Origin of the sequence: Aminobacter carboxidus (genome assembly GCF_014863355.1) — a bacterium.
In the GTDB taxonomy this organism is placed as follows: domain Bacteria; phylum Pseudomonadota; class Alphaproteobacteria; order Rhizobiales; family Rhizobiaceae; genus Aminobacter; species Aminobacter carboxidus.
The window spans coordinates 697,996-719,791 of the sequence record NZ_JACZEP010000001.1 but is presented as its reverse complement, the minus strand read 5'-3'; the positions used below and the strand labels follow the sequence as shown (position 1 = coordinate 719,791).

The window sequence follows — 21,796 nt, the reverse complement described above, 5'->3', positions numbered from 1 at the left end:
CCTTGAGCCGGGTCCCGGTCCGTATGCTCATCCGACGGAATTCCGGCGACAATTTGTCTGCCGGAGTTTCGCGCTTTTACCTTAATGGGCCGTCAAGGGCAACGACCGGCCGGAGATGTCCGCCGGTCGTTGCATTTCAGCACCTGTTAGAGGCGGCCAAGCGCCTGCAGTTCGTGCAGTGCGGCGGCATCGCGCGCCGAGACGTCGGCAAAGGCCGCGTCCGCGCCGACATCGCCGGTGTAGCGCCAGGAACGCGCGCATTTGACCAGTCCGCGGTCTTCCGCCTTCTCGACGACGACGGCGACACCGGGGACTTCGCGCAACACGAAGGAATCGGCCGGCGCCGCCCCATGCGAGATGACGAGATCGCTGGTGATGCTGATCTCGGCCAGATCGATGCCCGCCAAGGCTTCTTCCAGCACCGCGTCGCTCATATGGACGACCGGCACCGCCTCCAGCGACGAGCCGATGGTCTTCTTGGCCCGTTCCAGCTCCAGCGCGCCCGTGACGACGCTGCGCACCTGACGGACCTTGCGCCACTTCTCGGCCAGCGCTTCGTCGCGCCAGGCAGCGGGCACCTCGGGGAACTGTTCGAGATGCACCGACTCGGCTGCGGGGTTGCGCTCGAGCCATGCCTCTTCGGTGGTGAAGGGCAGCATCGGCGCCAGCCACTTGACCAGGCAGTTGAACAGTTCGCGTACGACCTGGACGGCTGCCTTGCGGCGGGTGCTCGACGGCGCGTCGCAGTAGAGCACGTCCTTGCGGATGTCGAAGTAGAAGGCCGACAGCTCGACGACCATGAAGTCGATCAGCGCGCGGGTGATGCGCTTGAACTCGAACTCGTCATAACCCTTGCGCACCAAGGCATCGAGCTCCGACAGCCGGTGCAACATCAGCCGCTCCAGCTCCGGCATCTCGGTCTGCGCCACTTCAGCGCCGTCGTCATGGGCGAGCGTGCCCAGCATCCAGCGGATGGTGTTGCGCAGCTTGCGGTAGGCGTCGATATTGGTCTGCAGCACGTTCTTGCCGAGGCGCTGGTCTTCCCAATAGTCCGTCGTCATCACCCACAGGCGCAGTATGTCGGCGCCCGACTGCTTCATGACGTCCTGCGGCACGACGGTATTGCCGAGCGACTTCGACATTTTGCGGCCTTCCTCGTCCATGGTGAAACCATGGGTGACGACCGTGTTGTAGGGCGCGCGGCCGCGCGTGCCGCAGCTTTCAAGCAGCGACGAGTGGAACCAGCCGCGATGCTGGTCCGAGCCTTCGAGATAGACGTCGGCCGGCCATTTCAGGTCGGGGCGATCCTCCAGCGTGAAGACATGGGTCGAGCCCGAATCGAACCAGACGTCGAGGATGTCCATCACCTGCGTCCACGCCTCGTTGGCGCGCGCCCCCAGGAAGCGCTCGCGCGCCCCCTCGGCGAACCAGGCATCGGCGCCCTCCGCTTCGAAGGCCTCGACGATGCGGGCGTTGACCGCCTCGTCGTTCAGCACGTTGCCGTCGGCGTCGGCGAAGATGGCGATCGGCACGCCCCAGGCGCGCTGGCGCGACAGCACCCAGTCGGGGCGGTCCTCGATCATGGCGCGCAGCCGGGTCTGGCCGGCGGCGGGAACGAAGCGGGTGTCGTCGATGGCCTTGAGCGCGCGGCTGCGCAGCGTCGTGCCGTCGCCGAGCTGCTTGTCCATATAGACGAACCACTGCGGCGTGTTGCGGAAGATGATCGGCTTCTTCGAACGCCAGCTATGCGGGTAGCTGTGCTTGAGCCTGCCGCGCGCAAACAGCGCGCTTGCCTTGATCAGCTCGTCGATGACGGCCTTGTTGGCGTCGCCCTTCTTGCCGTTGTCGTCGATGACGCGCGCCGCACCGCCCTCGCGGTCGGGACCGAAGCCCGGCGCGTCCTTGGTGAAGAAGCCGCCATCGTCGACGGTAAACGGGATCGCCGGGTCGATGCCGCGTTCGCGCAGATCCTTCGCCGCATCCATCCAGGCTTCAAAGTCCTCGCGGCCGTGGCCCGGTGCGGTGTGCACGAAGCCGGTGCCGGCATCGTCGGTGACATGATCGCCGGCGATCATCGGCACGGCGAAGCCGTAGCCGCCGCCGAGACCCTTGAACGGATGCGAAAGTACAAGCATTCCAAGCTCTTCGCCCGAAAGGCTGCGGATCAGATTCAACGTCACCTTGGCCTTGGCCGCGGCCTCGTCCGCCAGGGCCGCGGCAAAGATCAGCTTCTCGCCCGGCTGCGGGCCGAAATCGTTCTCGGCAGCGGTGACCTCATAGAGACCATAGGCGATGCGCGGCGAATAGCTGACGGCGCGGTTGCCCGGGATGGTCCAGGGCGTGGTCGTCCAGATCACGACATGGGCGCCGGCCAGGGCTTCCGAACCGGACGCCACCGGGAATTTCACCCAGATCGTGTCGCTCTCATAGTCCTGGTACTCGACCTCGGCCTCGGCGAGTGCGGTGCGCTCGACGACCGACCACATCACCGGCTTGGAGCCGCGATAGAGCTGGCCCGACTTTGCGAACTTCAGCAATTCGCCGGCGATCCGCGCCTCGGCGTGGAAGTTCATCGTCGTGTAAGGGTTCTTGAAGTCGCCGACGACGCCAAGGCGCTGGAACTCCTCGGCCTGGATCTTGATCCAGCCGGCGGCGAATTCACGGCATTCCTTGCGGAACTCGTTGATCTCGACCTCGTCCTTGTTCTTGCCGGCGGCGCGGTATTTTTCCTCGATCTTCCATTCGATCGGAAGGCCGTGGCAGTCCCAGCCCGGCACGTAGTTGGAGTCGTAGCCGCGCATCTGGAACGAGCGGGTGATGACGTCCTTGAGGATCTTGTTCAGCGCATGGCCGATATGGATGTTGCCGTTGGCGTAGGGCGGGCCATCGTGCAGCACATACTTCTCGCGGCCGGCCGCACTTTCGCGCAGGCGCTTGTAGAGGTCCATCTTCTGCCAGCGCGCCACCGTCACCGGCTCCTTCTCGGGCAGGCCGGCGCGCATCGGGAATTCCGTCTGCGGCAGGTAAAGGGTCTTGGAATAGTCGATCTTTTCGAACGTATCGGTCATTTGTCTTGCCATCTTGCCCGGCAAAGCTGCCACGGGCGTTCAACTGTCATGATCTGGAAAAGGCGCCGGTGGGCGCAGGCAAAAAGTCCCGGACTTGCGGACAGCCTCAGGCCACCCGGAAGGCCGGGCCCGTAATTCGTATCGACGTCGCGAAGACGGGCGCGAAAAATCTCATGGCCGCGCTTTTAGCGGAGCCGGAGCGCGGAATAAAGCGCCTAATTCGCTTGCGATCAAAGCTTGAAGTCGAAGCGATAGCTGGTCGACACGCCGATCATCAGCTGGTCGCGCGAACCGCGCTCCTTGACGATCGTCGAATCCGCCGCCGATCCCATCAGACGCGAATATTCGGTGAACAGGCTGGCGGTGACGTTGTCGGTCGCCTTCCAGGTGATCGCGCCGCCGACGCCGGCCGAACGCATGCCGCCGCTCGGATCGTACTGGCTGATGCCGGAGGCCGCCGCTTCCTGTGCGCTGACGCCATAATAGGTGTCGAAATAGTCGTCGGAAGCAAAGGAGACGCGCGGGCCGCCTGACACCCTGATGTCGGGGGTGACGTCGTGGAAGGCATCGACGGCGATATCGGCGACGATGCCGCTATGGGCGCGGATGCCGTGGCGAACCTCGGCGCGGGCGCGCATCCAGTCGGTGGGATAGAATTCGAAGAAGCCGCCGATTTCGCCGCCCCAGCGCACGTCGTGCAGCCCCTGCAGCTCATGCTCGGCGTCGCGGCCGAAGATGATCTTGCCGTTCAGGCCGGCGCGGACACCGCCATCGTCGATCAGCGCCAGCGAGATGTTGTCGTTGCGCGAGGAGAAGCGCACGTCATTGCCGGCCTTGCCGAGCGAAATGATCGGCTGGGCGCTGAACAGATACTTCTTGGAGCCCTCGAAGCGGGGCGCAACCATGCCGGTGGCGCCGAGCGTCAGATACCAGTCGCCGGAGAGAAAGCCGAAAGCGCCCTCGCCTGCCATCGCCGGTCCACTGACCAGAGCAAGAGCGGAAACCGCTGCGGAAATACGACCGAAAGACCTCATCACAACCCCGCGTACGCTACGAACCCAATCGCCAGGACCATTCGGTTTGACGCAAACAATGTAAAATTTGAATTAAATTCGATCCTTCGCACTGACGTTTATTTCCCTCTCCGGTTGCCCGCCACTGGACCGACTCGTCTGCCAAGACTAGCCTCCCTGTCAGGCGCAGTGCCACCGTTATTGAGACTTGTTCAAATCAGGGAGACGGGTTCGATGGCAATTTCCGATCAGATGCCGCAAGGCGACGTCGCCGCGTTGCGCTCCAAATGGGGCTGGTTCGTGCTGCTCGGCGTAGCACTCACCGTGCTGGGGGTCGTCGCTGCCGGCAACCTGATGATCGCGACCGTTGCGTCGGTCTATTTCGTCGGCTGGCTGATGATCCTGGCCGGCGTCTTCGAAATCATCCACGCCTTCGGCATAAAGAACTGGGGCGGCTTCCTGCTCTGGCTGCTCGGCGGCGTGCTCTACATCGTTGCCGGCTTCCTGGCTTTCAGCAACCCGCTTTTGGCGTCGGCCATCCTGACATTGTTCCTGGCCGCCAGCCTCGTCGCTTCGGGCCTGATGCGCATCTGGATGGGCATCAAGGGAAGAGGCCTTTTGTCGAGCTGGGGCTGGATCGTCGCCGCAGGCGTGGTGACGTTGCTCGCCGGCATCGTCATCGCCATCGGCTGGCCGGTGAACAGCCTGATCGTGCTGGGCGCCTTCCTGGCGATCGATCTGATCTTCCAAGGCATCAGCTACATCGCCTTCGGCTTAGGCGCGAAGAACGCCAACGGATAGAGCCTTGTTTTTGCGCAATTCCGGACGGAAAACCGCGTCACACTTTTCCCGGAATTGCTCTCTCTTTGCGCAATTCCGGACGGAAAACCGCGTCACACTTTTCCTGGAATTGCTCTCTCTTTGCGCAATTCCGGACGGAAAACCGCGTCACACTTTTCCTGGAATTGCGCTAGAACGCCATCGCCTGATCGAGCTCGGAGAGCGGGCGCACGCCTTGCAGCAGCGCCCTCGCCTCGGCCTCATCCTGCTTCATCTGGACGACGAGCGCATCGAGGCCGTCGAACTTGACCTCGCCCCTGAGGTAGCCGAACAGCGACACCGCAGCGACCTCGCCATAGAGGTCGCCGGAAAAATCGAAGACGAAGGTTTCAAGCAGCGGCGCGAGATTGTCGCCGACCGTCGGGCGTCGGCCAAAACTTGCCACGCCGTCATGCAACGAGCCGTCGGCGCGGCGGAAACGGACGGCATAGATGCCTTCCTTCAAGCCGGTCTCGGCAGACAGCCGCGTGTTGGCGGTCGGAAAGCCCAGCGTGCGGCCAAGCTGCGCGCCGCCGACGACCTCCGCCTCGACGGTGTAGCGATAGCCGAGCAGACCGGCCGCTTCCGCCGCCTCGCCCTGCGACAGCAACTCGCGGATGCGGCTCGACGAGATGATCTCAGTGCCTTCGTCGCGGAAGGCGTCGACAAGCGTCACGCCGAAGCCATGACGCTCGCCCGCCTCCATCAGGAAGGCGGGTCCGCCCTGGCGGTTCTTGCCAAAGTGGAAATCGAAACCGGTGACGACGTGGCTGATGCCCAGCCGCTGTTCTAGGATGGAGGTTACGAAATCCTCAGCCGACAGGCTGGCGAATTCGCGCGTGAACGGCGTTTCAACGACGCCGGCAAAGCCGAGCGCCTCGATCAGCCGCGCCTTGACCGGCGGCGGCGTCAGAACAAACAACGGAACCTCGGGCAGAAACACCTTTCGCGGATGCGGCTCGAAAGTCAGCACAAGGGCTGCCACGCCGCGTCGGCGCGCCTCTTCAAGCGCACGCTCGAGCACGGCCTGGTGGCCACGATGGATGCCGTCGAAATTGCCGATGGCAACGACGCTGCCGCGCAACCACGCAGGCAACGGTTCTTCCCCCGAAATGCGAAGAAAGCTCTGGTTCATCGTTGTGCTTACCGCAGCCTGGGGATGGTCGCCACTGGCGAATAGCCATGCTTGTCGAGGAATGCCGCCAGCATTTCGGGGTCGGGCGAGTGCGCTTCGCCATAGTCGCGGGCATGGATGCCGCCCGAGACATAAAGCACGTCGATACCGTTGTCGGCCGCGCCCTTGACGTCAGTGAACATGCCGTCGCCGATGGCCAGCGCATCAGTCAGCTTGACCTCACGGCCAAGCACTTCGCCCGCGGCCGCCAATGCTGCCTCGTAGATAGGCCGATGCGGCTTGCCCGACACCAAGGTGCGCCCGCCAAGTTGGCCATAGTCGCGGGCCAGGGCACCGGCGCACCAGATCAGCTCGTGGCCGCGCTCGACGACGATGTCAGGGTTGGCACAGATGAACGGCAAGTTGCGGGCGCGCAGACGGCGCAGCATCTCGGCATAATCGTCGGGCGTTTCGGTCTCGTCGTCGAAAAGTCCGGTGCAAACCACAACCGAGGCCTCGAACTCCTCGACCAGATCCACATCGAGACCATCATAGATCGGGAAATCGCGATCGGGGCCAATGTGGAAGACGCGGCGCGGACCCGAGCGGATCAGGTCGCGTGTGACATCGCCCGAGGTCACGACCCGGTCCCACGCGGTTTCAGGCACGCCAAGCGTTGCCAGCTGAGCGATCACACCGGCGCGCGGACGCGGCGCATTGGTGATCAGAACGACGGCGACGCCCTTCTCGCGTGCTGCCTTGAGCGCCGCAGCCGCTTCCGGGAAGGCGTCGACACCATTGTGGATGACGCCCCAGACATCACAGAGCAATGCCTGATAGCGGCCGGTGAGCGCTTCGAGCGACGCGATTGATTGCGGCAAGCCTGCCATTGTCTGTCCTTCGATCAATCCCAGCGGGAGACTTTGGCTGAACGGCCAAGCAGCCCGGAATTATCCGAACCGGCCCGTCCTGTCACCAGCTTTCACCTGAGCCACCTACGTCTGAGAGGCATCGCCGATCGCAGCAGTCGGCCCCTGTGACCACGCACGGTAAACGAACGCCTAACCCGGACCTGCGATTTCTCGGTAGATTAGGAACCGCAAATTTAATGGTTGTGTGCGAATTTGCCCCGGTTGAGCTCAGGGGCACCATTCCATGATCCGCAATTTCTTGCGCGACCGGCGCGGCAGCTATGCGATCCTCACAGTCGCATCAATGATACCAATCATGGGTGGGCTGGCCCTCGCCATCGACTATTCGGAAATGTCGCGCCAGCGCGAGATCACTCGAAACGCCCTCGATGCGGCGGGCATAGCAACAGCCCGGCGTATCATCGAGGGTGCTACCGACGACCAGCTCAAGGCCTATGCCAACGACTTCTTCAAGGCCAATCTCGGCCCGGTAAAGCCATCGAACACCACGCTCGTGGTAACTCTGCCCAACAACAATTCGGGCGGCGGCACGCTGAAGCTGGAGGCAAATCTCAAATACGATCCGTACTTCGTTCCGGCAGCGGCCGCATTGCTTGGCAAGGGCAGCGGGTCGAACCAGATGGATTTCTCCGTAAAATCCGAAATACGCCTGAAGAACACTCTGGAGGTTGCCCTTGTCCTCGATAATTCGGGATCGATGAGCTATCTGGGATCAGGTACCGGCCAGAAGCGCATCGACCTGCTCAAGGCAGCGTCCAAGCAGTTGGTCGACAAGATGGCCGAGCAGGCCGCCGCGATGAAGCAGATCGACAAGCCGGTGCAGTTCGGCCTGGTGCCTTTTGCCGCCTCGGTGAACATCGCGCCTGACAATGACGACCAGTCGTGGATGGACACGAACGGGCTTTCGCCCGTCCATCACGAGAATTTCGACTGGTCGAAGATGACACAGGCCAACATGACCAGCGCCGACATTGCCCAGATCGGCGAGAAGTTTGCCGAATATTCGGGCGGAATGTGGCGCAAGAAAGGGACCGGCTGGGGAGTGCAGGCGGGCGAGCCGCTCACCCGGTTCAGTCTGTATCAAGACATGATCGCGCAAACGGACCGCGAGGCTATACCAAACACCGTCAGGCGCGTTTGCAAGCGCTACAGTAGCGGCAGGTGCCGCGAATACACCAACGAACCAGAGTACGAATTCACAGTTACCCAGTATACCAGCTGGCAGGGTTGCGTCGAAGCACGGCCGGGGCCCTACAACACCAACGACGCGCCAGCAATTTCGACAAATCCGGAAACGCTTTTTGTTCCCATGTTTGCGCCCGACGAGGCAAGGCATCTGTGGACCGACCTGAATGATGACGGCATTCCCGACCTGAACACCGACAACTGGAACTACGACAACGACTGGTGGGCGGACTGGGAAAACACGACGACCAAGCCCAGGCAGGCCGACATGCGGAAGTATTTTCGCATCAAGCCCTACGACGCGGCGGCCGCCCCTGACGGCAATGGTCCGAACTACTCCTGCACAACCAATCCGATCACCCCGCTGACTGACATCAGCGTGACCGGCGGCAAGGACGAGATCAAGAAGGCCATCGACGAGATGGGACCGTCGGGCAACACCAACGTACCGGAAGGAACGGCCTGGGGCTGGAGGGTCGTCTCGAGCACTGCTCCTTTCACCGGAGGCAGGTCGGAATCGGAAAAGGGCAACGACAAGGTGGTGATCGTGCTGACCGACGGCGCCAACACCTACAGTCCCTTCGGCGACTCGAGCTATGCCAACAACCGCTCGACCTATGCCGCCTATGGCTATGCCGGCAAGGGATATGACGGCGGAACCACCTCGCGCATCTTCATGGGCACCAGTTCGTCTGTGAGCAAATCGACCTATGCCAGCGACAACTTCCAGGCGGCGATGGACGAGCAGATGCAGAATGTGTGCGCCAACGCCAAAGGCCCGAATGCCCGCAAGGTGACAGGCGAAGGCAATGACGCCGTCGTCGTCATGACCGTTTCACTCGACCTCAGCGAAAGCAAGACCGCCGAAAAGAAGGCGATCGACGCGATGAAGGCCTGCGCGTCCTATTCCCGCACGACCGTCGGCAAGAAGCTCTATTGGAACGCCACCGGCGCCAATCTGATGCAGGTGTTCAAGGAAATCGCCGACGAGCTGTCGAACCTGCGCATCGTCGGCTGACCGGCGGCACTGAATGGAGATGATAAAAGGCGCCAGCCCTTGAGGACGGCGCCTTTTCCTGTCAGTCCATATGCGCTGCCGGAGCCCCGCCTGTTACCTGCACCTTTGGCTTGCGCAGCAGCAGCGCCAGCGGAATGGCACATAGCGACACGATCATCATCAGCTTGAAGTCGTCGATGTAGGAAATCATCAGCGACTGGATGTTGACCAGCCCGTCGACTTGCGAAAGCGCTGTCGGATTGCCCGCCACCGCTCCCGGCGACAACGCCATGAGGTTGGGGTTGAACGGGGTGATGTTCGTCGACAGCTCGGCGTGGTTGATCTGGACATTGCGCGTCAACAGCACCGTGACGATCGAAATGCCGATCGACGAGCCGATGTTGCGGACCAGACTGAACAGGCTCGCGGCGTCCGTGCGGTGCTGCGGCGCCAGCGTCGCGAACGCCACCGTCGACAGCGGCACGAATACAAGCCCCAGTCCCAGCCCTTGAACGACACCGGTCGAGACGATCAGGAACGCATCCATCTGCGGCGTGAAACCGGTCATGTAGTAGAGCGAAAGTGCGGTCAGCAGCAGCCCGGCGACGACCAGGTAGCGGTTGTCGACCATGCGCACCAGGCGCCCGACGAGCAGCATCGAGATCATCGTGCCGACACCGCGCGGCGCCATGACCAGGCCGGTGGTGATGGTCGGATAGCCATAGATGCGCGAAAGCATCGGCGGCAGCAGCGCCAGGCTCGCCAGCAGGATCACGCCGATGACGAAGATGAACACCAGCCCGGTGACGAAGTTGCGGTCGGTGAAGATCTTGGGGTCGAGGAAGGTATTCTCAGACATCGCCATATGGACGGCGAAGACCCAGAAGCCGGTGATGGCGAGCCCGAGTTCGATCCATATCTCGACGGCCGAGAACCAGTCGACCTCGCCGCCCCGGTCGAGCATCAGCTGGAGCGCGCCGACGCCGAGCGACAGCATGGCAAAGCCGAAGAAGTCGAAACCGCGCAGGCGCTTGCCGATGGCCGGCAGATAGGCGGCCGAGCCCAGGAACGCGACGATGCCGACCGGCAGGTTGATGAAGAACACCCAGCGCCAATTGAAGCTCTCGGTCAGCCAACCGCCAAGCGTCGGGCCGATGATCGGGCCGACCATGATGCCGGCGCCCCACAGCGCCATGGCCTGGCCGTGGCGCTCCTTGGGATTGATGTCGAGCAGAAAGGTCTGGCTCAGCGGCACGATCGCCGCGCCAAACACGCCCTGGAGGACGCGGAACAGCACCATCGTCTCAAGGCTCCAGGCCACGCCGCAGAGCATCGACATGATGGTGAAGCCGACGACCGAAACAAGGAACAGCTCCTTGCGGCCGAAACGATCCGACATCCAGCCGGTCAGCGGCGTCATGATGGCGGCGGCGACGATGTAGGAGGTCAGCACCCAGTTGATGGTGTCCTGGGACGCGCCGAGATCGCCGACCATCGAAGGCAGCGCGACATTGGCGATGGTTGTGTCGAGCACCTGCATCACCGTCGCCAACATGATGGCAACGGTGATCAGGCCGCGATGCGGCACCTCGGTGAGGGATTTTGCTGCTGACTGGCTCATTCGACCAACCCTTGGGACCTGGTGGTCGTCAAGCGGCGACCAGAAGCCGGAGTGCCGGCCGCATCAGCGCGGCCGGATCGACTTCAAAAATTCACTTAGACATTGAGGTGACGGCGCCTATTCCGCTGCCACCGCGTGACCGAAAATGCTGCCGAAGCCGCGCGACACGCCGGTGTCGATCGACACCGAGGCGCTCATGCCGGTACGCATGGCGAGGCCTGCCTCGGCGGTATCGACCTTGATCCTGACCGGAATGCGCTGGGTGACCTTGACCCAGTTGCCGGTGGCGTTCTGCGCCGGCAGCAGCGAGAACTCCGCGCCCGTACCGGCACCGATTGCCTCGACCGTGCCGTGGAAGGTGCGGTCCGGATAGGTGTCGAGCACGATCTCGGCTTGCTGGCCGGGCTTCATGTGGGTCAGCTGCGTTTCCTTGAAGTTCGCCTCGATCCAGGTGTCGCCGGTTTCGACGAGGCTGAACAGCGCGGTGCCGGTGCCGACGAACTGGCCCACCTTGAAGGATGCGGCCTGTGAGACCACGCCATCGGCGGGCGCGCGGACGGTCGTCTGCGCCAGGTTGAAGGCAGCGTTGTCACGTGCGGCAAGCGCTGACAGCACCGTCGGATGCTTGTCCGTCTCAATATCGGGATTGCCGCCGAGCGCGGCCTTGGCACTGGCGATGCCCTGGACCGCGGCGCTGTGCTGCTCCTGCGCCTTGTCGAGGTCCATACGGGCCTCGTCGAGCGACGACTTGGTATTGACGCCCTTGTTGACCAGACCGTTGCTGCGATCGAACTGCGACTGGGCATAGTCGAGGCCACTCGCCGCGACCCGCTCCTGAGCCACGGCCTGGCTGTAGGCGGCGCGCAGCTGCTCGACGTTGAGCCGGGCCGCAGCAAGTGCTGCGTCCGACTGCGCCAAGGCGATCTTGTAGGGCTCGGGATCGACCTCGAACAGAACGTCGCCTGATTTCACCGTCGTGTTGTCGGCAACGTCAACCTTGACGATGCGGCCCGCGGCTTCCGAGGCGATGTTCACCTTGGCCTGGCGCAGGTTGGCATTTTCGGTTTCCTGGTAGCGGCCGCCGGTCACCCAGAAGTAGCCGCCGCCGACCACCAGGGCCAAGGGCAATGCCGCCATCAGCACAAGCCGGCCACGCTTCTTCGGCGCGGGCGCAGGTGCCACCACCTGATGAAGCTGGGTTGCAGCCGTGCCCTCGAGCTCGACCTTTGCGCTATTCTCGTTCACTTTCGCCACCGCGTTCATTTCTTCGTCTCTCTCAAACAATTCGCATCCGCGGGTTCGCCAGCGGAAAGGTTGTCGACAATGGTGCGCAGGCCATGGACCGTGGCGAGGCGCTCTTCGTCGGAAAGTCCTGCCAGCGCCCGCTCGTACACTTCACCGGCAACGGCCTTGACCTTGGAAAAGGCTTCCAGCGCCTTGCCGGTCGGAAAGATCATCCGCACCCGTCTATCGCTGCTGCCCTGGCGGCGCTCGATCCAGCCGCCCTCCTCCATCCTGTCCAGCAGTCGCGAGACGCTGATCGGCTCGATTTCGAGTAGTTCGGCGAGGCGCGCCTGCGCCACCCCCTCTTCCTTGACCAGCCTGACCAGCAGACGCCATTGCGCCGCCGACAGCCCGAACTCGCTACCGCGCTGCTCGAAATTGCGCCGCATCAGCCGCGCCGCGTCGTGGATAAGGAATCCCAGCCTGTCGATACCTTCGTTTTTCATGAGCTGCATATATTATAAGCATGCTCACCAATCAAGCGGCATTTTTGCATTGCACACCTGCATTCACGTCCCAGCATTCACATCATCGTGTGCCGACGCGGCGATTAGGCGACTGTTAATCATGCGCGCTCATCGTCTAGGAGATCGCCACGAAAAACAGGATCGATCGCATGCCGGACCGGTCGCCCAACCGGCGTCATATCCTCAAGGTTATTGCAGGCTTCGGCGCGCTGGCGCCGCTGCCGCTCTGGGCCAACCCGATGCCGACGGTGGAAGAGGTCGCCTTCGACCCCGACATTCCCGTGCTCGGCAATCCGGATGGCGACGTGACTGTCGTCGAGTTCACCGACTACCAGTGCCCCTACTGCAAGCTCAGCTTCCTCCAGCTGTCGGACGTCATGAAGGAGGACACGGGCATTCGTCTCGTCCTGCGCGACTGGCCGATTTTCGGCGAAGTCTCGCGCAATGCCGCACTGCTGACCCTGGCCTCCAACAGCCAGGGCCGGTACGCCGATGCCGTGCATACGCTGATGACGACACGCGACCGCCTGACGTTCCGCAGCACCGCCAATCTGCTTGGCGAAGCCGGTGTCGACATCGACATCGCCCGCGGCGACCTCGAAGCAAGGCAAGACATGCTGGTCGGCCTGCTTTCACGCACCGAGGCGCAGGCCACCGCCTTCCAGCTCCAGGGCACGCCTGGCTTCCTGATCGGCAAGGCACTTTACAAGCGCGGAATGACGGCCGACGACTTCCGCAAGGCCATCGCCAAGGCGCGCGCCTAGAAACCCCAGAAAACTCGCTGTCGCAAAGCTGTCGTTCCCTTGACAGCCGAGGGGTGGCGGACTATCTCAGCGGCACGTTAGCACTCGCCTGAAGTGAGTGCTAACCAAGTCCGGTTCAGCCGGACCAGGGTTCTCAATCGTTCACCGAGGAAGTTCAAATGGCAAAGTCGAAGTTCCGCCCGCTTCATGACCGCGTGGTCGTTCGCCGGGTCGAATCCGAATCCAAGACCGCCGGCGGGATCATCATCCCCGATACGGCCAAGGAAAAGCCGCAGGAAGGCGAAATCGTCGCCGTCGGCTCTGGCGCTCGCGATGAAGCCGGCAAGCTCGTCCCGCTGGACGTCAAGGCTGGTGACCGCGTGCTGTTCGGCAAGTGGTCGGGCACCGAAGTGAAGCTCAATGGCGAAGACCTTCTGATCATGAAGGAATCCGACATCATGGGCATCATCGGCTAATCGCCACCCATCCGCACCATCCATCTGAAAATTCGGGCCCTAAAGGCCTATCGAGGAGCTTAAAATGGCTGCCAAGGAAGTAAAATTCTCCCGCGACGCCCGTGAGCGCATGCTGCGCGGTGTCAACATCCTCGCCGACGCGGTGAAGGTGACCCTCGGCCCCAAGGGCCGCAACGTCGTCATCGACAAGTCGTTCGGCGCCCCGCGCATCACCAAGGACGGCGTCACCGTCGCCAAGGAAATCGAGCTTGAAGACAAGTTCGAGAACATGGGCGCGCAGATGGTCCGCGAAGTTGCTTCGAAGACCAACGACATCGCCGGCGACGGCACCACGACCGCGACCGTTCTGGCCCAGTCAATCGTTCAGGAAGGCCACAAGGCCGTTGCCGCCGGCATGAATCCGATGGATCTGAAGCGCGGCATCGATCTGGCCGTGGCTGAAGTGGTCACCCACCTCGTCAAGAGCTCGAAGAAGATCAAGACTTCGGAAGAAGTCGCTCAGGTCGGCACCATCTCGGCAAACGGCGAGAAGGAAATCGGCGCGATGATCGCGGAAGCGATGCAGAAGGTTGGCAACGAAGGCGTCATCACGGTTGAAGAAGCCAAGACCGCCGAGACCGAGCTCGAAGTCGTCGAAGGCATGCAGTTCGACCGCGGCTACCTCAGCCCCTACTTCGTCACCAACCCCGACAAGATGGTTGCTGACCTCGAAGACGCCTACATCCTCCTGCACGAGAAGAAGCTGTCGAACCTCCAGGCCATGCTGCCGGTCCTCGAGGCCGTCGTGCAGACCTCGAAGCCGCTGCTCATCATCTCGGAAGACGTCGAAGGCGAGGCTCTGGCCACGCTCGTCGTCAACAAGCTGCGTGGCGGCCTGAAGATCGCTGCCGTCAAGGCTCCGGGCTTCGGCGATCGCCGCAAGGCCATGCTGGAAGACATCGCCATCCTGACCGGTGGCCAGGTCATCTCCGAAGACCTCGGCATCAAGCTCGAGAACGTCGGCCTCAACATGCTCGGCCGCGCCAAGAAGGTGTCGATCTCCAAGGAGAACACCACCATCGTCGACGGCGCCGGCAAGAAGGCAGAGATCCAGGGCCGCGTCGCCCAGATCAAGCAGCAGATCGAAGAGACCACGTCGGACTACGACAAGGAGAAGCTGCAGGAACGTCTCGCCAAGCTGGCAGGCGGCGTTGCCGTCATCCGCGTCGGCGGTGCGACCGAGATCGAGGTCAAGGAGCGCAAGGACCGCGTCGACGACGCGCTGAACGCAACCCGCGCCGCTGTTGAAGAAGGCATCGTTCCCGGCGGTGGCGTGGCTCTGCTGCGCGCTTCGCTCGCCATCAAGGCAACCGGCGAGAACTCCGACCAGGCCGCCGGCATCAACATCGTCCGTCGCGCTCTGCAGGCTCCGGCCCGCCAGATCGCTTCAAACGCTGGTGCCGAAGCTTCGATCGTTGCCGGCAAGATCCTCGAGAACAAGACGGCGACCTTCGGCTACAACGCCCAGACCGGCGAATACGGCGACATGATCGCTTTCGGTATCGTTGATCCGGTCAAGGTCGTTCGTACGGCTCTGCAGGACGCTGCCTCGGTTGCCGGCCTGCTCGTCACCACCGAAGCCATGATTGCCGAAGCTCCGAAGAAGGACTCGGCTGGCGGCGGCATGCCCGGCGGCATGGGCGGCGGCGGCATGGGCGGCATGGGCGGCATGGACTTCTAAGAAGTCCATAAGCACACCCATGAGCTAAAGTTACTCAAGCCCGCCAAGCGGGATTGAGTGGCGGCATGGATTTCTAATCCAGCCATCTGGCTCAAGCTTACGGAAAGGGCGCCCACGGGCGCCCTTTTTCGTTACAGCAGTTGGCGCTGAGCAATCGGCTCTTTACCGGGGCGCACGACCGAAACGCCGGCGTTTGCGAATACGGTGATGGGCTCGCCATCGAGTAACAGAAGTGTTTGCCGCCTGACTTGCGGATACCTGCCGCGGGCGTCTTCGGGCGCCCTTCTTGCCCCTGTCAGCAAGGCGCGCCCGCGGACCTGGATTGACAGCGTGCATCCACAGGCCTAGTGAGCGCCCGGGGCATGAAGGGCCCGCCGCCCGCAGCGCAAGCACGGTAAAGCCTTCGCCATGTCAGTCGAAACCGACGCATCAGACCAATGGCAATGCGGGCCCCATTTGATCTCCGTTTGATGCGCTATCGGAGACGACGAGATGACCTCCCTCGACCCTAAGGGCGCGAACGCCTTCCTGCATGCCCCCTTGCCCGGCCTTTTCCTCAGGACGGCGGCACCCATCATCCTGATCATGGCCACCAACGGCCTGCTCGCCATCGTCGATGCCTATTTCCTCGGCGCCTATGTCGGGCCCGACGCGCTTGCTGCCGTCACCCTGATGTTCCCGGCCTTCATGCTGCTCGTTGCCTTGTCGACGCTGGTCGCAAGCGGCATGGCGAGCCAGCTCGCCCGCCTGCTCGGCGCCGGCGACCTCGACAAGGCGCGGGCGACATTCCTCGATGCGCACGGCCTGGCCCTGCTCGTCTGCGCGCTGGCGATCGCTGCGTTCCTGCTCGGCGGCAGGGAACTGGCCTTGCGGCTCGCCAACGGATCGCGGCCGCTTGCCGAGATGGGCTACAGCTACATCTCCATCCTGGTCTGGGCTGCGCCACTGATGTTTGCGCTGTCGCTCAATGGCGACGGGCTGCGCAGCGAAGGCCGCCTCGGCATCGTCGCGGCGGCCAACCTGCTGACGTCGGTTGCCAATGCCGGCTTGAACTACCTGCTCATCGTCGGCTTCGACTACGGTGTATCAGGCTCGGCGGTGGGCACCGTGTTGGCCCAGCTGATGGCCGTCGCCTTCATCGTCGTCTACAGGCTGCGCGCCGGCACGGTGCTGCAATATGCGCTGGTTCCCTCGATGCGCTGGACTGCCGCCTGGCGGCAATTGCTGTCGCTCGGGGCGCCGCAGAGCCTGAGCTTCATCGGCATCTCGCTGTTCGCCGCTTCGGTCATCACGGCGACGCAGCTGTGGGAAGGCGAGGCCTATGCCACGACCGTTGCCGCCTACGGCATCATCACCCGCATCATGACCTTTGCCTTCCTGCCGATGCTCGGGCTGAACATGGCGATGCAGACAATCGTCGGCAACAATTTCGGCGCCGGCCTGTGGCTGCGCTCGGATGCCGGCCTCAAGCTCGGCCTCGTGCTGGCGCTGGGCTATTGCGCGCTGTTCGAGGCCGCGATGCTGCTGAGCCATGGCAGCCTGGGCGCGATCTTCGTCGACGATCCAGCAACACAAGGCGAAGTCGCCCGCATCCTGCCGATGACGGTGTCGCTCTACATCCTGGCCGGGCCTGTGATGATGCTGTCGGGTTACTTCCAGGCCATCGGCGATGCCCGCCGCGCCCTGCTGCTCAGCGTCGCGCGCACTTATCTGTTCGCCATCCCGCTGACCATCGGCCTGCCCTATATGCTGGGCGAACGCGGCATCTGGCTGGCCTCGCCCATGGCCGAACTGCTGATGGTGCTGGTGGTCTCGGCGCTGCTGTTGCATGCAAGGGCGAGAACCGGCTTCGCCTGGGGCCTGTTCCGGGCCAAAGCCGCCATCGCCTGAGACGGCGTCGAAAAAACATCGAAGTTTTTTTCGAAACCGGCGGAACCTTTCTGCCGCCCGCGCATTGATGTGATGTCGTCGGTACCGGAAGAAGCAATTCAGAAGGAACATCGAACGGCGAAAAGGACGCCTCCAGCACTCTCAAAGGTGCGGGAGGCGTTCTTTTTTGTGCCTTCGGCGAACGATCGCTTTATGCCTTCGGCGAACCAGCGCAATGCTCGCGGCTCAGTTCGCGCCGCCCAAGGCGACCTGCTGTTGGCCAAGCACGTGGTCGAGCACGCGGGCATGGCGGCGGATGTCGGCGACGGCCTCCTGGAAGCTGTCATTGCCCCGAAGCGCCTCGCGTCCTGCCGCAATCGTCAGGTCGACCTGTTCGACGGGCAGCTTCAGCCGCGTCGGCACGCGGTTCAGCTTTGCCTGGGCCGCAGGGTCAAGATCGGCAAATGACAGATGTTCGAGCACGAGCCGCACGTCGCGGCAATTCCAGCCGGCCAGCGAACCGCGATAACGCCTGACCGTTTCAGCCGACAGGCTGCAGCGATAGTGGATCAGTTCGCCGCGCCACTCCCCCACGGCAAATTTGAGCGCATCGAGCTGATCGCGGACCGCGGCTGAGAAGGTCGTGTTGGTCACCGCCTCGAGCAGGTCGCCGAGGCCCGGACCGCGAATGGTTTCGCCCCAGTCGACATCGTCCTCGCGACCGGCATCGGCAACGATGAACAACAAGGTCCGCAACTTGACGGCCGCCGCCGGCGACAGCGGACCGTAGGGCGTGCCGGCCGACGAGCGCTCGATGGTGAAACCGGTAATGCCGAGATTGTCGGTCAGCCCGCCGTCGAGCAGCTTCACATAGTCGAGCCGGTCCTCGTGCTGATAGGTCTGCAAGGCGCCGGCATAGGCCTTGAGCCGCACCGAGGCGTCGGGATCGGCAAGCGCGCGGCTCAGCCACGCAGGCTGGCTGTACCCGCATTTCGGCATGGTCGCCGACAGGACGACCGGCGCAAAGACCACGGGAACCGCGGCTGACGCTGCAACGGCATCGGACAGCCTGACCTTGTCGAGATCGCTGCACAGGGCGGCGAAAGTGTCATAGGTGAACAGGAACGGCGTGCGGTTGTAGATGTCGGAGGCGTTTATCCAGACGATCGGGGCATCGGGTCGCCTGAAATTCGCATAGGTCGCGCCGTTGAAAAGATTGTCCTCGAGCCATCTGGCGAAGCCGTTGCGGTCGTTGACGCCGCCATTGAGCGCGCGCGCCAGGTTGACCGGCGATAGCGTCGACGTCCTGAGATAGGCTTCGGCGTCCTTGACCAGGAAGCGCTCGCGGAAATCGCGGTAGTCGTCCCGCCCCCTGTAGCCGAAATAGGATGCCGCCACCGCCCCGCCCGAAGCGCCCGATATCATGCGGATATCGTCGACGAGGCTGCGCGTCACCGGATGTTCGTCGATGATGGTGTCGTCGAGTTCGCGCAACACGCCATAGGCGAAAGCTGCCGCCCGCGTGCCGCCGCCGGAAAAACTCAAGCCCACCACCGTCGAGCCGTCATCGCCGATATCGGGGATGAATTCCGGCGAGGCTTGGCCGACATGGGCTGTCAGCGTGTTGATCGGGCCAACGTCGCTGGCGACGCAGCCGGCTGCCGACAATCCCGCCATCACGGCCCATGCCGCGCGAATTGCCAACCGCATCCCCATCCCCGGTGCCGACAAGATCGCCCCCCAATGCCAGCAAGATCCGGCTGAGCCTAGCGGCATTGAAACAGTGCAGCAACTTGGGAAACAGCGCATCAACCCGGGAAACAGCGCAGCAACCTGGGACGCGGGAACCGGAACGCATCCAAAACGTTTTCAAGCGCCACATAGCCACAGGAGATGCGAAATGGTGAACAAGGATCAGGTCAAGGGCGTTGCCAAGCAGGTAACCGGCTCCGTCAAGGAAGCGGCTGGCAAGGCCACCGGCAACAAGACGACCCAGGCCGAGGGTACCGCCGAGAAGATCGCCGGCAAGGTGCAGAAGGCCTATGGCGACACCAAGGAAAAGATAAAGAAGGCCCTTTGACCACGAGTGCCTGTGAAGAGCGAGGCGGCTCCGGCCGCCTTTTTCATGTCCCCACTCCAGTCTTGGGCGCCGATCCTCAAACGACATCCCAGTTGAACCGATTAGGATTCCGGCACGCCCCAATCTCCGCTTGAAGCCGTGTGTGCAACGCGATAGGCCGATGCCCGCAACGAGATTTTTCGGAGACCTGATCGTGACAGCCCAGAAGACCAGAACCGAGACAGACACCTTCGGACCGATCGAGGTCGCTTCCGACCGCTATTGGGGTGCGCAGGCGCAGCGCTCGCTGGGCAATTTCAAGATCGGCTGGGAAACGCAGCCGCTGTCGGTCGTGCGTGCGCTCGGCATCGTCAAGCGTGCAGCCGCCGAAGCCAACATGGCGCTTGGCCGGCTCGATCCCAAGATCGGCAACACCGTGGTTGCCGCAGCGCAGGAAGTCATCGACGGCAAGCTCAACGACCATTTCCCGCTGGTGGTCTGGCAGACCGGCTCGGGCACGCAGTCGAACATGAACGCCAATGAGGTAATCTCGAACCGTGCCATCGAGATGCTGGGCGGCGAGATGGGCTCGAAGAAGCCGGTCCATCCCAACGACCACGTCAACATGAGCCAGTCGTCGAACGACACCTACCCGACGGCCATGCACATCGCCTGCGCCGAGCGCATCGTCCACGACCTGTTGCCGGCGCTGAAGCACCTGCATGCCGCCCTCGACAAGAAGGCGCGCGAATTCGACCACATCATCAAGATCGGCCGCACCCACACCCAGGATGCGACGCCGCTGACGCTGGGCCAGGAGTTCGGCGGATATGCCGCCCAGGTCGCCTCGTCGATCAAGCGCATCGAACTGACCCTGCCCGGTCTGCAGGAACTCGCGCAGGGCGGAACTGCTGTCGGCACCGGCCTCAACGCACCGGTCGGCTTCGCCGAAAAAGTCGCCGAGAGCATTGCCGCGATCACCGGCATCGCCTTCGTCACGGCGCCGAACAAGTTCGAAGCACTTGCCGCCCACGACTCGATGGTCTTCTCGCACGGCGCCATCAATTCGGCTGCCGCCGCCCTGTTCAAGATCGCCAACGACATCCGCTTCCTCGGCTCGGGCCCGCGCTCTGGCCTTGGCGAACTGTCGCTGCCGGAAAACGAGCCGGGTTCGTCGATCATGCCGGGTAAGGTCAACCCGACCCAGTGCGAAGCGCTGACCCAGGTCTGCGTGCAGGTGTTCGGCAACAACGCCGCGCTGACCTTCGCCGGCAGCCAGGGCCATTTCGAGCTCAACGTCTACAACCCTGTGATGGCCTACAACTTCCTGCAGTCGGTGCAGCTGATGGCCGACGCTGCGGTCTCCTTCACCGACAACTGCGTTGTCGGCATCGAGGCGCGCGAAGACAACATCAAGGCGGCGCTCGACCGCTCGCTGATGCTGGTCACCGCCCTTGCCCCGACCATCGGCTACGACAACGCCGCCAAGATCGCCAAGACCGCGCACAAGAACGGCACCACATTGCGCGACGAAGCGCTGGCGACCGGGCTGGTCAGCGCCGAGGATTACGACCGCATCGTTCGTCCCGAGGACATGACCCGTCCGGGCTGATCATCTGGCAGGTCGATTTCCATCACGGCGTGGCACTCACCTGCCGCGCCGTGCCGCGCGTCGTCCGGCCGGCGGTTTCGAGCAAACCGTTTCTTTGGAGCGGTTCCGCTCCATCATTTGTTTTTCCGCAATTCCGAACGGAAAACCGCCGGACACTTTTCCTGGAATTGCTTTAGTGAACGATCTGTCGACATATTCGCACCTTTAGTGAACAGTCCGAATCCACTAGGTGTTGGGCATCGATTTCAACGGAGCCTCACGCCCATGTCCAATGCTTCCATTGCCACCGCAAAGTCCGGCCTCAGCACCAATGCCTCGGCCCTCACGCTTGCCGGCCGCGTGCTTTTGTCGGTCATCTTCATCCTCGCTGGCTTTGCCAAGCTGACCGCCATTTCCGGCACCGCCGGCTGGTTTGCCAGCATCGGCCTACCGCTGCCGACCGTTACGACCGTTGTCGTCGGCCTGGTTGAACTGGTTGGCGGCATCGCCATTCTCGTCGGATTGCAGACCCGCATCGCGGCGATCGTGCTCGGCGTGTTCACCCTGGCGGCCACCGCCATTGCCCACACCGACTTCGCCGATCCGAACCAGATCATGTTCCTGCAGAAGAACCTCGCCATTGCCGGCGGCCTGTTCGTGCTCGCCGCCTTCGGCGCTGGCGCCCTGTCGATCGACGGCCGCCGCCGCTAAACTTCAGAAATTCCCCTTGGAATGGCCCGGGTTCGTCCCGGGCTTTTTTTGTGCGCTGCCGCCTCCCGCAGGCCGGATACTGATGACATCGGGGGTGCGCCAGTGCATCTTGCGGCTGCGAGGATGT

General features: G+C 63.0%; 17 protein-coding genes. 9 read left to right on the top strand and 8 right to left on the bottom strand.

Annotated elements, in window-relative coordinates; all coding sequences use genetic code 11:
- Nucleotides 1-146 precede the first annotated feature (146 nt).
- Nucleotides 147-3,068 carry an isoleucine--tRNA ligase gene (gene ileS / locus IHE39_RS03395; protein ID WP_192565507.1) on the bottom strand — a complete coding sequence of 974 codons (2,922 nt, stop codon included), beginning with the start codon at nt 3,066-3,068 and terminating at the stop codon, nt 147-149.
- 230 nt (nt 3,069-3,298) lie between these two features.
- Complete coding sequence (locus IHE39_RS03390; RefSeq protein ID WP_192565506.1) at nt 3,299-4,102, bottom strand: MipA/OmpV family protein; 804 nt, start codon at nt 4,100-4,102, stop codon at nt 3,299-3,301.
- A gap of 213 nt (nt 4,103-4,315) precedes the next feature.
- Between IHE39_RS03390 and IHE39_RS03385 the strand changes: the two genes are divergently transcribed.
- Complete coding sequence (locus IHE39_RS03385; protein WP_246485373.1) at nt 4,316-4,882, top strand: HdeD family acid-resistance protein; 567 nt, start codon at nt 4,316-4,318, stop codon at nt 4,880-4,882.
- Between the two features lie 169 nt (nt 4,883-5,051).
- Here the strand turns inward: IHE39_RS03385 and IHE39_RS03380 are convergent, their stop codons facing one another.
- Nucleotides 5,052-6,035 (bottom strand): bifunctional riboflavin kinase/FAD synthetase, encoded by a 984-nt coding sequence (locus tag IHE39_RS03380; protein WP_192565505.1) that lies wholly within the window; start codon nt 6,033-6,035, stop codon nt 5,052-5,054.
- A gap of 8 nt (nt 6,036-6,043) precedes the next feature.
- Nucleotides 6,044-6,904, bottom strand: a complete 861-nt coding sequence (locus tag IHE39_RS03375; RefSeq protein ID WP_192565504.1) for a TIGR01459 family HAD-type hydrolase — start codon at nt 6,902-6,904, stop codon at nt 6,044-6,046.
- A gap of 265 nt (nt 6,905-7,169) precedes the next feature.
- On the opposite strand from IHE39_RS03375, the gene IHE39_RS03370 reads away from it, so the two are divergent.
- On the top strand, nt 7,170-9,149 hold the full coding sequence (locus IHE39_RS03370; protein ID WP_192565503.1) for a pilus assembly protein: 1,980 nt from the start codon (nt 7,170-7,172) through the stop codon (nt 9,147-9,149).
- Between the two features lie 61 nt (nt 9,150-9,210).
- On the opposite strand, the gene IHE39_RS03365 is transcribed toward IHE39_RS03370, so the two are convergent.
- The 3 genes from IHE39_RS03365 to IHE39_RS03355 form a co-directional block, all read right to left on the bottom strand.
- The gene (locus IHE39_RS03365; protein ID WP_192565502.1) at nt 9,211-10,749 is read right to left on the bottom strand and encodes a DHA2 family efflux MFS transporter permease subunit; all 1,539 of its coding nucleotides are present in this window, start codon (nt 10,747-10,749) and stop codon (nt 9,211-9,213) included.
- A gap of 117 nt (nt 10,750-10,866) precedes the next feature.
- Nucleotides 10,867-12,012 carry an HlyD family secretion protein gene (locus IHE39_RS03360; RefSeq protein ID WP_192565501.1) on the bottom strand — a complete coding sequence of 382 codons (1,146 nt, stop codon included), beginning with the start codon at nt 12,010-12,012 and terminating at the stop codon, nt 10,867-10,869.
- Nucleotides 12,009-12,479 (bottom strand): MarR family winged helix-turn-helix transcriptional regulator, encoded by a 471-nt coding sequence (locus IHE39_RS03355; protein WP_192565500.1) that lies wholly within the window; start codon nt 12,477-12,479, stop codon nt 12,009-12,011. The genes IHE39_RS03360 and IHE39_RS03355 overlap by 4 nt, the downstream gene beginning before the upstream one ends.
- A 170-nt stretch (nt 12,480-12,649) precedes the next feature.
- Between IHE39_RS03355 and IHE39_RS03350 the strand changes: the two genes are divergently transcribed.
- The 4 genes from IHE39_RS03350 (at nt 12,650) to IHE39_RS03335 (ending at nt 17,329) form a co-directional block, all read left to right on the top strand.
- Nucleotides 12,650-13,264 carry a DsbA family protein gene (locus IHE39_RS03350; RefSeq protein WP_184768692.1) on the top strand — a complete coding sequence of 205 codons (615 nt, stop codon included), beginning with the start codon at nt 12,650-12,652 and terminating at the stop codon, nt 13,262-13,264.
- A 158-nt stretch (nt 13,265-13,422) separates the two neighbouring features.
- A complete protein-coding gene (gene groES, locus IHE39_RS03345; protein ID WP_018427182.1) occupies nt 13,423-13,719 on the top strand; it encodes a co-chaperone GroES in 297 nt (98 codons plus the stop codon).
- Between the two features lie 64 nt (nt 13,720-13,783).
- The gene (groL, locus tag IHE39_RS03340) at nt 13,784-15,439 is read left to right on the top strand and encodes a chaperonin GroEL (protein WP_184768691.1); all 1,656 of its coding nucleotides are present in this window, start codon (nt 13,784-13,786) and stop codon (nt 15,437-15,439) included.
- A gap of 492 nt (nt 15,440-15,931) precedes the next feature.
- Nucleotides 15,932-17,329 carry an MATE family efflux transporter gene (locus tag IHE39_RS03335; RefSeq protein ID WP_192565499.1) on the top strand — a complete coding sequence of 466 codons (1,398 nt, stop codon included), beginning with the start codon at nt 15,932-15,934 and terminating at the stop codon, nt 17,327-17,329.
- Between the two features lie 225 nt (nt 17,330-17,554).
- On the opposite strand, the gene IHE39_RS03330 is transcribed toward IHE39_RS03335, so the two are convergent.
- Nucleotides 17,555-19,018 (bottom strand): patatin-like phospholipase family protein, encoded by a 1,464-nt coding sequence (locus IHE39_RS03330; RefSeq protein WP_192565498.1) that lies wholly within the window; start codon nt 19,016-19,018, stop codon nt 17,555-17,557.
- Between the two features lie 190 nt (nt 19,019-19,208).
- On the opposite strand from IHE39_RS03330, the gene IHE39_RS03325 reads away from it, so the two are divergent.
- The 3 genes from IHE39_RS03325 to IHE39_RS03315 all read left to right on the top strand — a co-directional run bounded on the left by IHE39_RS03325 (nt 19,209) and on the right by IHE39_RS03315 (nt 21,669).
- Nucleotides 19,209-19,388, top strand: a complete 180-nt coding sequence (locus IHE39_RS03325; RefSeq protein ID WP_192565497.1) for a CsbD family protein — start codon at nt 19,209-19,211, stop codon at nt 19,386-19,388.
- Between the two features lie 193 nt (nt 19,389-19,581).
- Nucleotides 19,582-20,979 carry a class II fumarate hydratase gene (gene fumC / locus IHE39_RS03320; protein ID WP_192565496.1) on the top strand — a complete coding sequence of 466 codons (1,398 nt, stop codon included), beginning with the start codon at nt 19,582-19,584 and terminating at the stop codon, nt 20,977-20,979.
- Nucleotides 20,980-21,243: 264 nt separating this feature from the next.
- Entirely contained in the window at nt 21,244-21,669 is a 426-nt protein-coding gene (locus IHE39_RS03315; protein ID WP_192565495.1) for a DoxX family protein, read from the top strand.
- Nucleotides 21,670-21,796 lie beyond the last annotated feature (127 nt).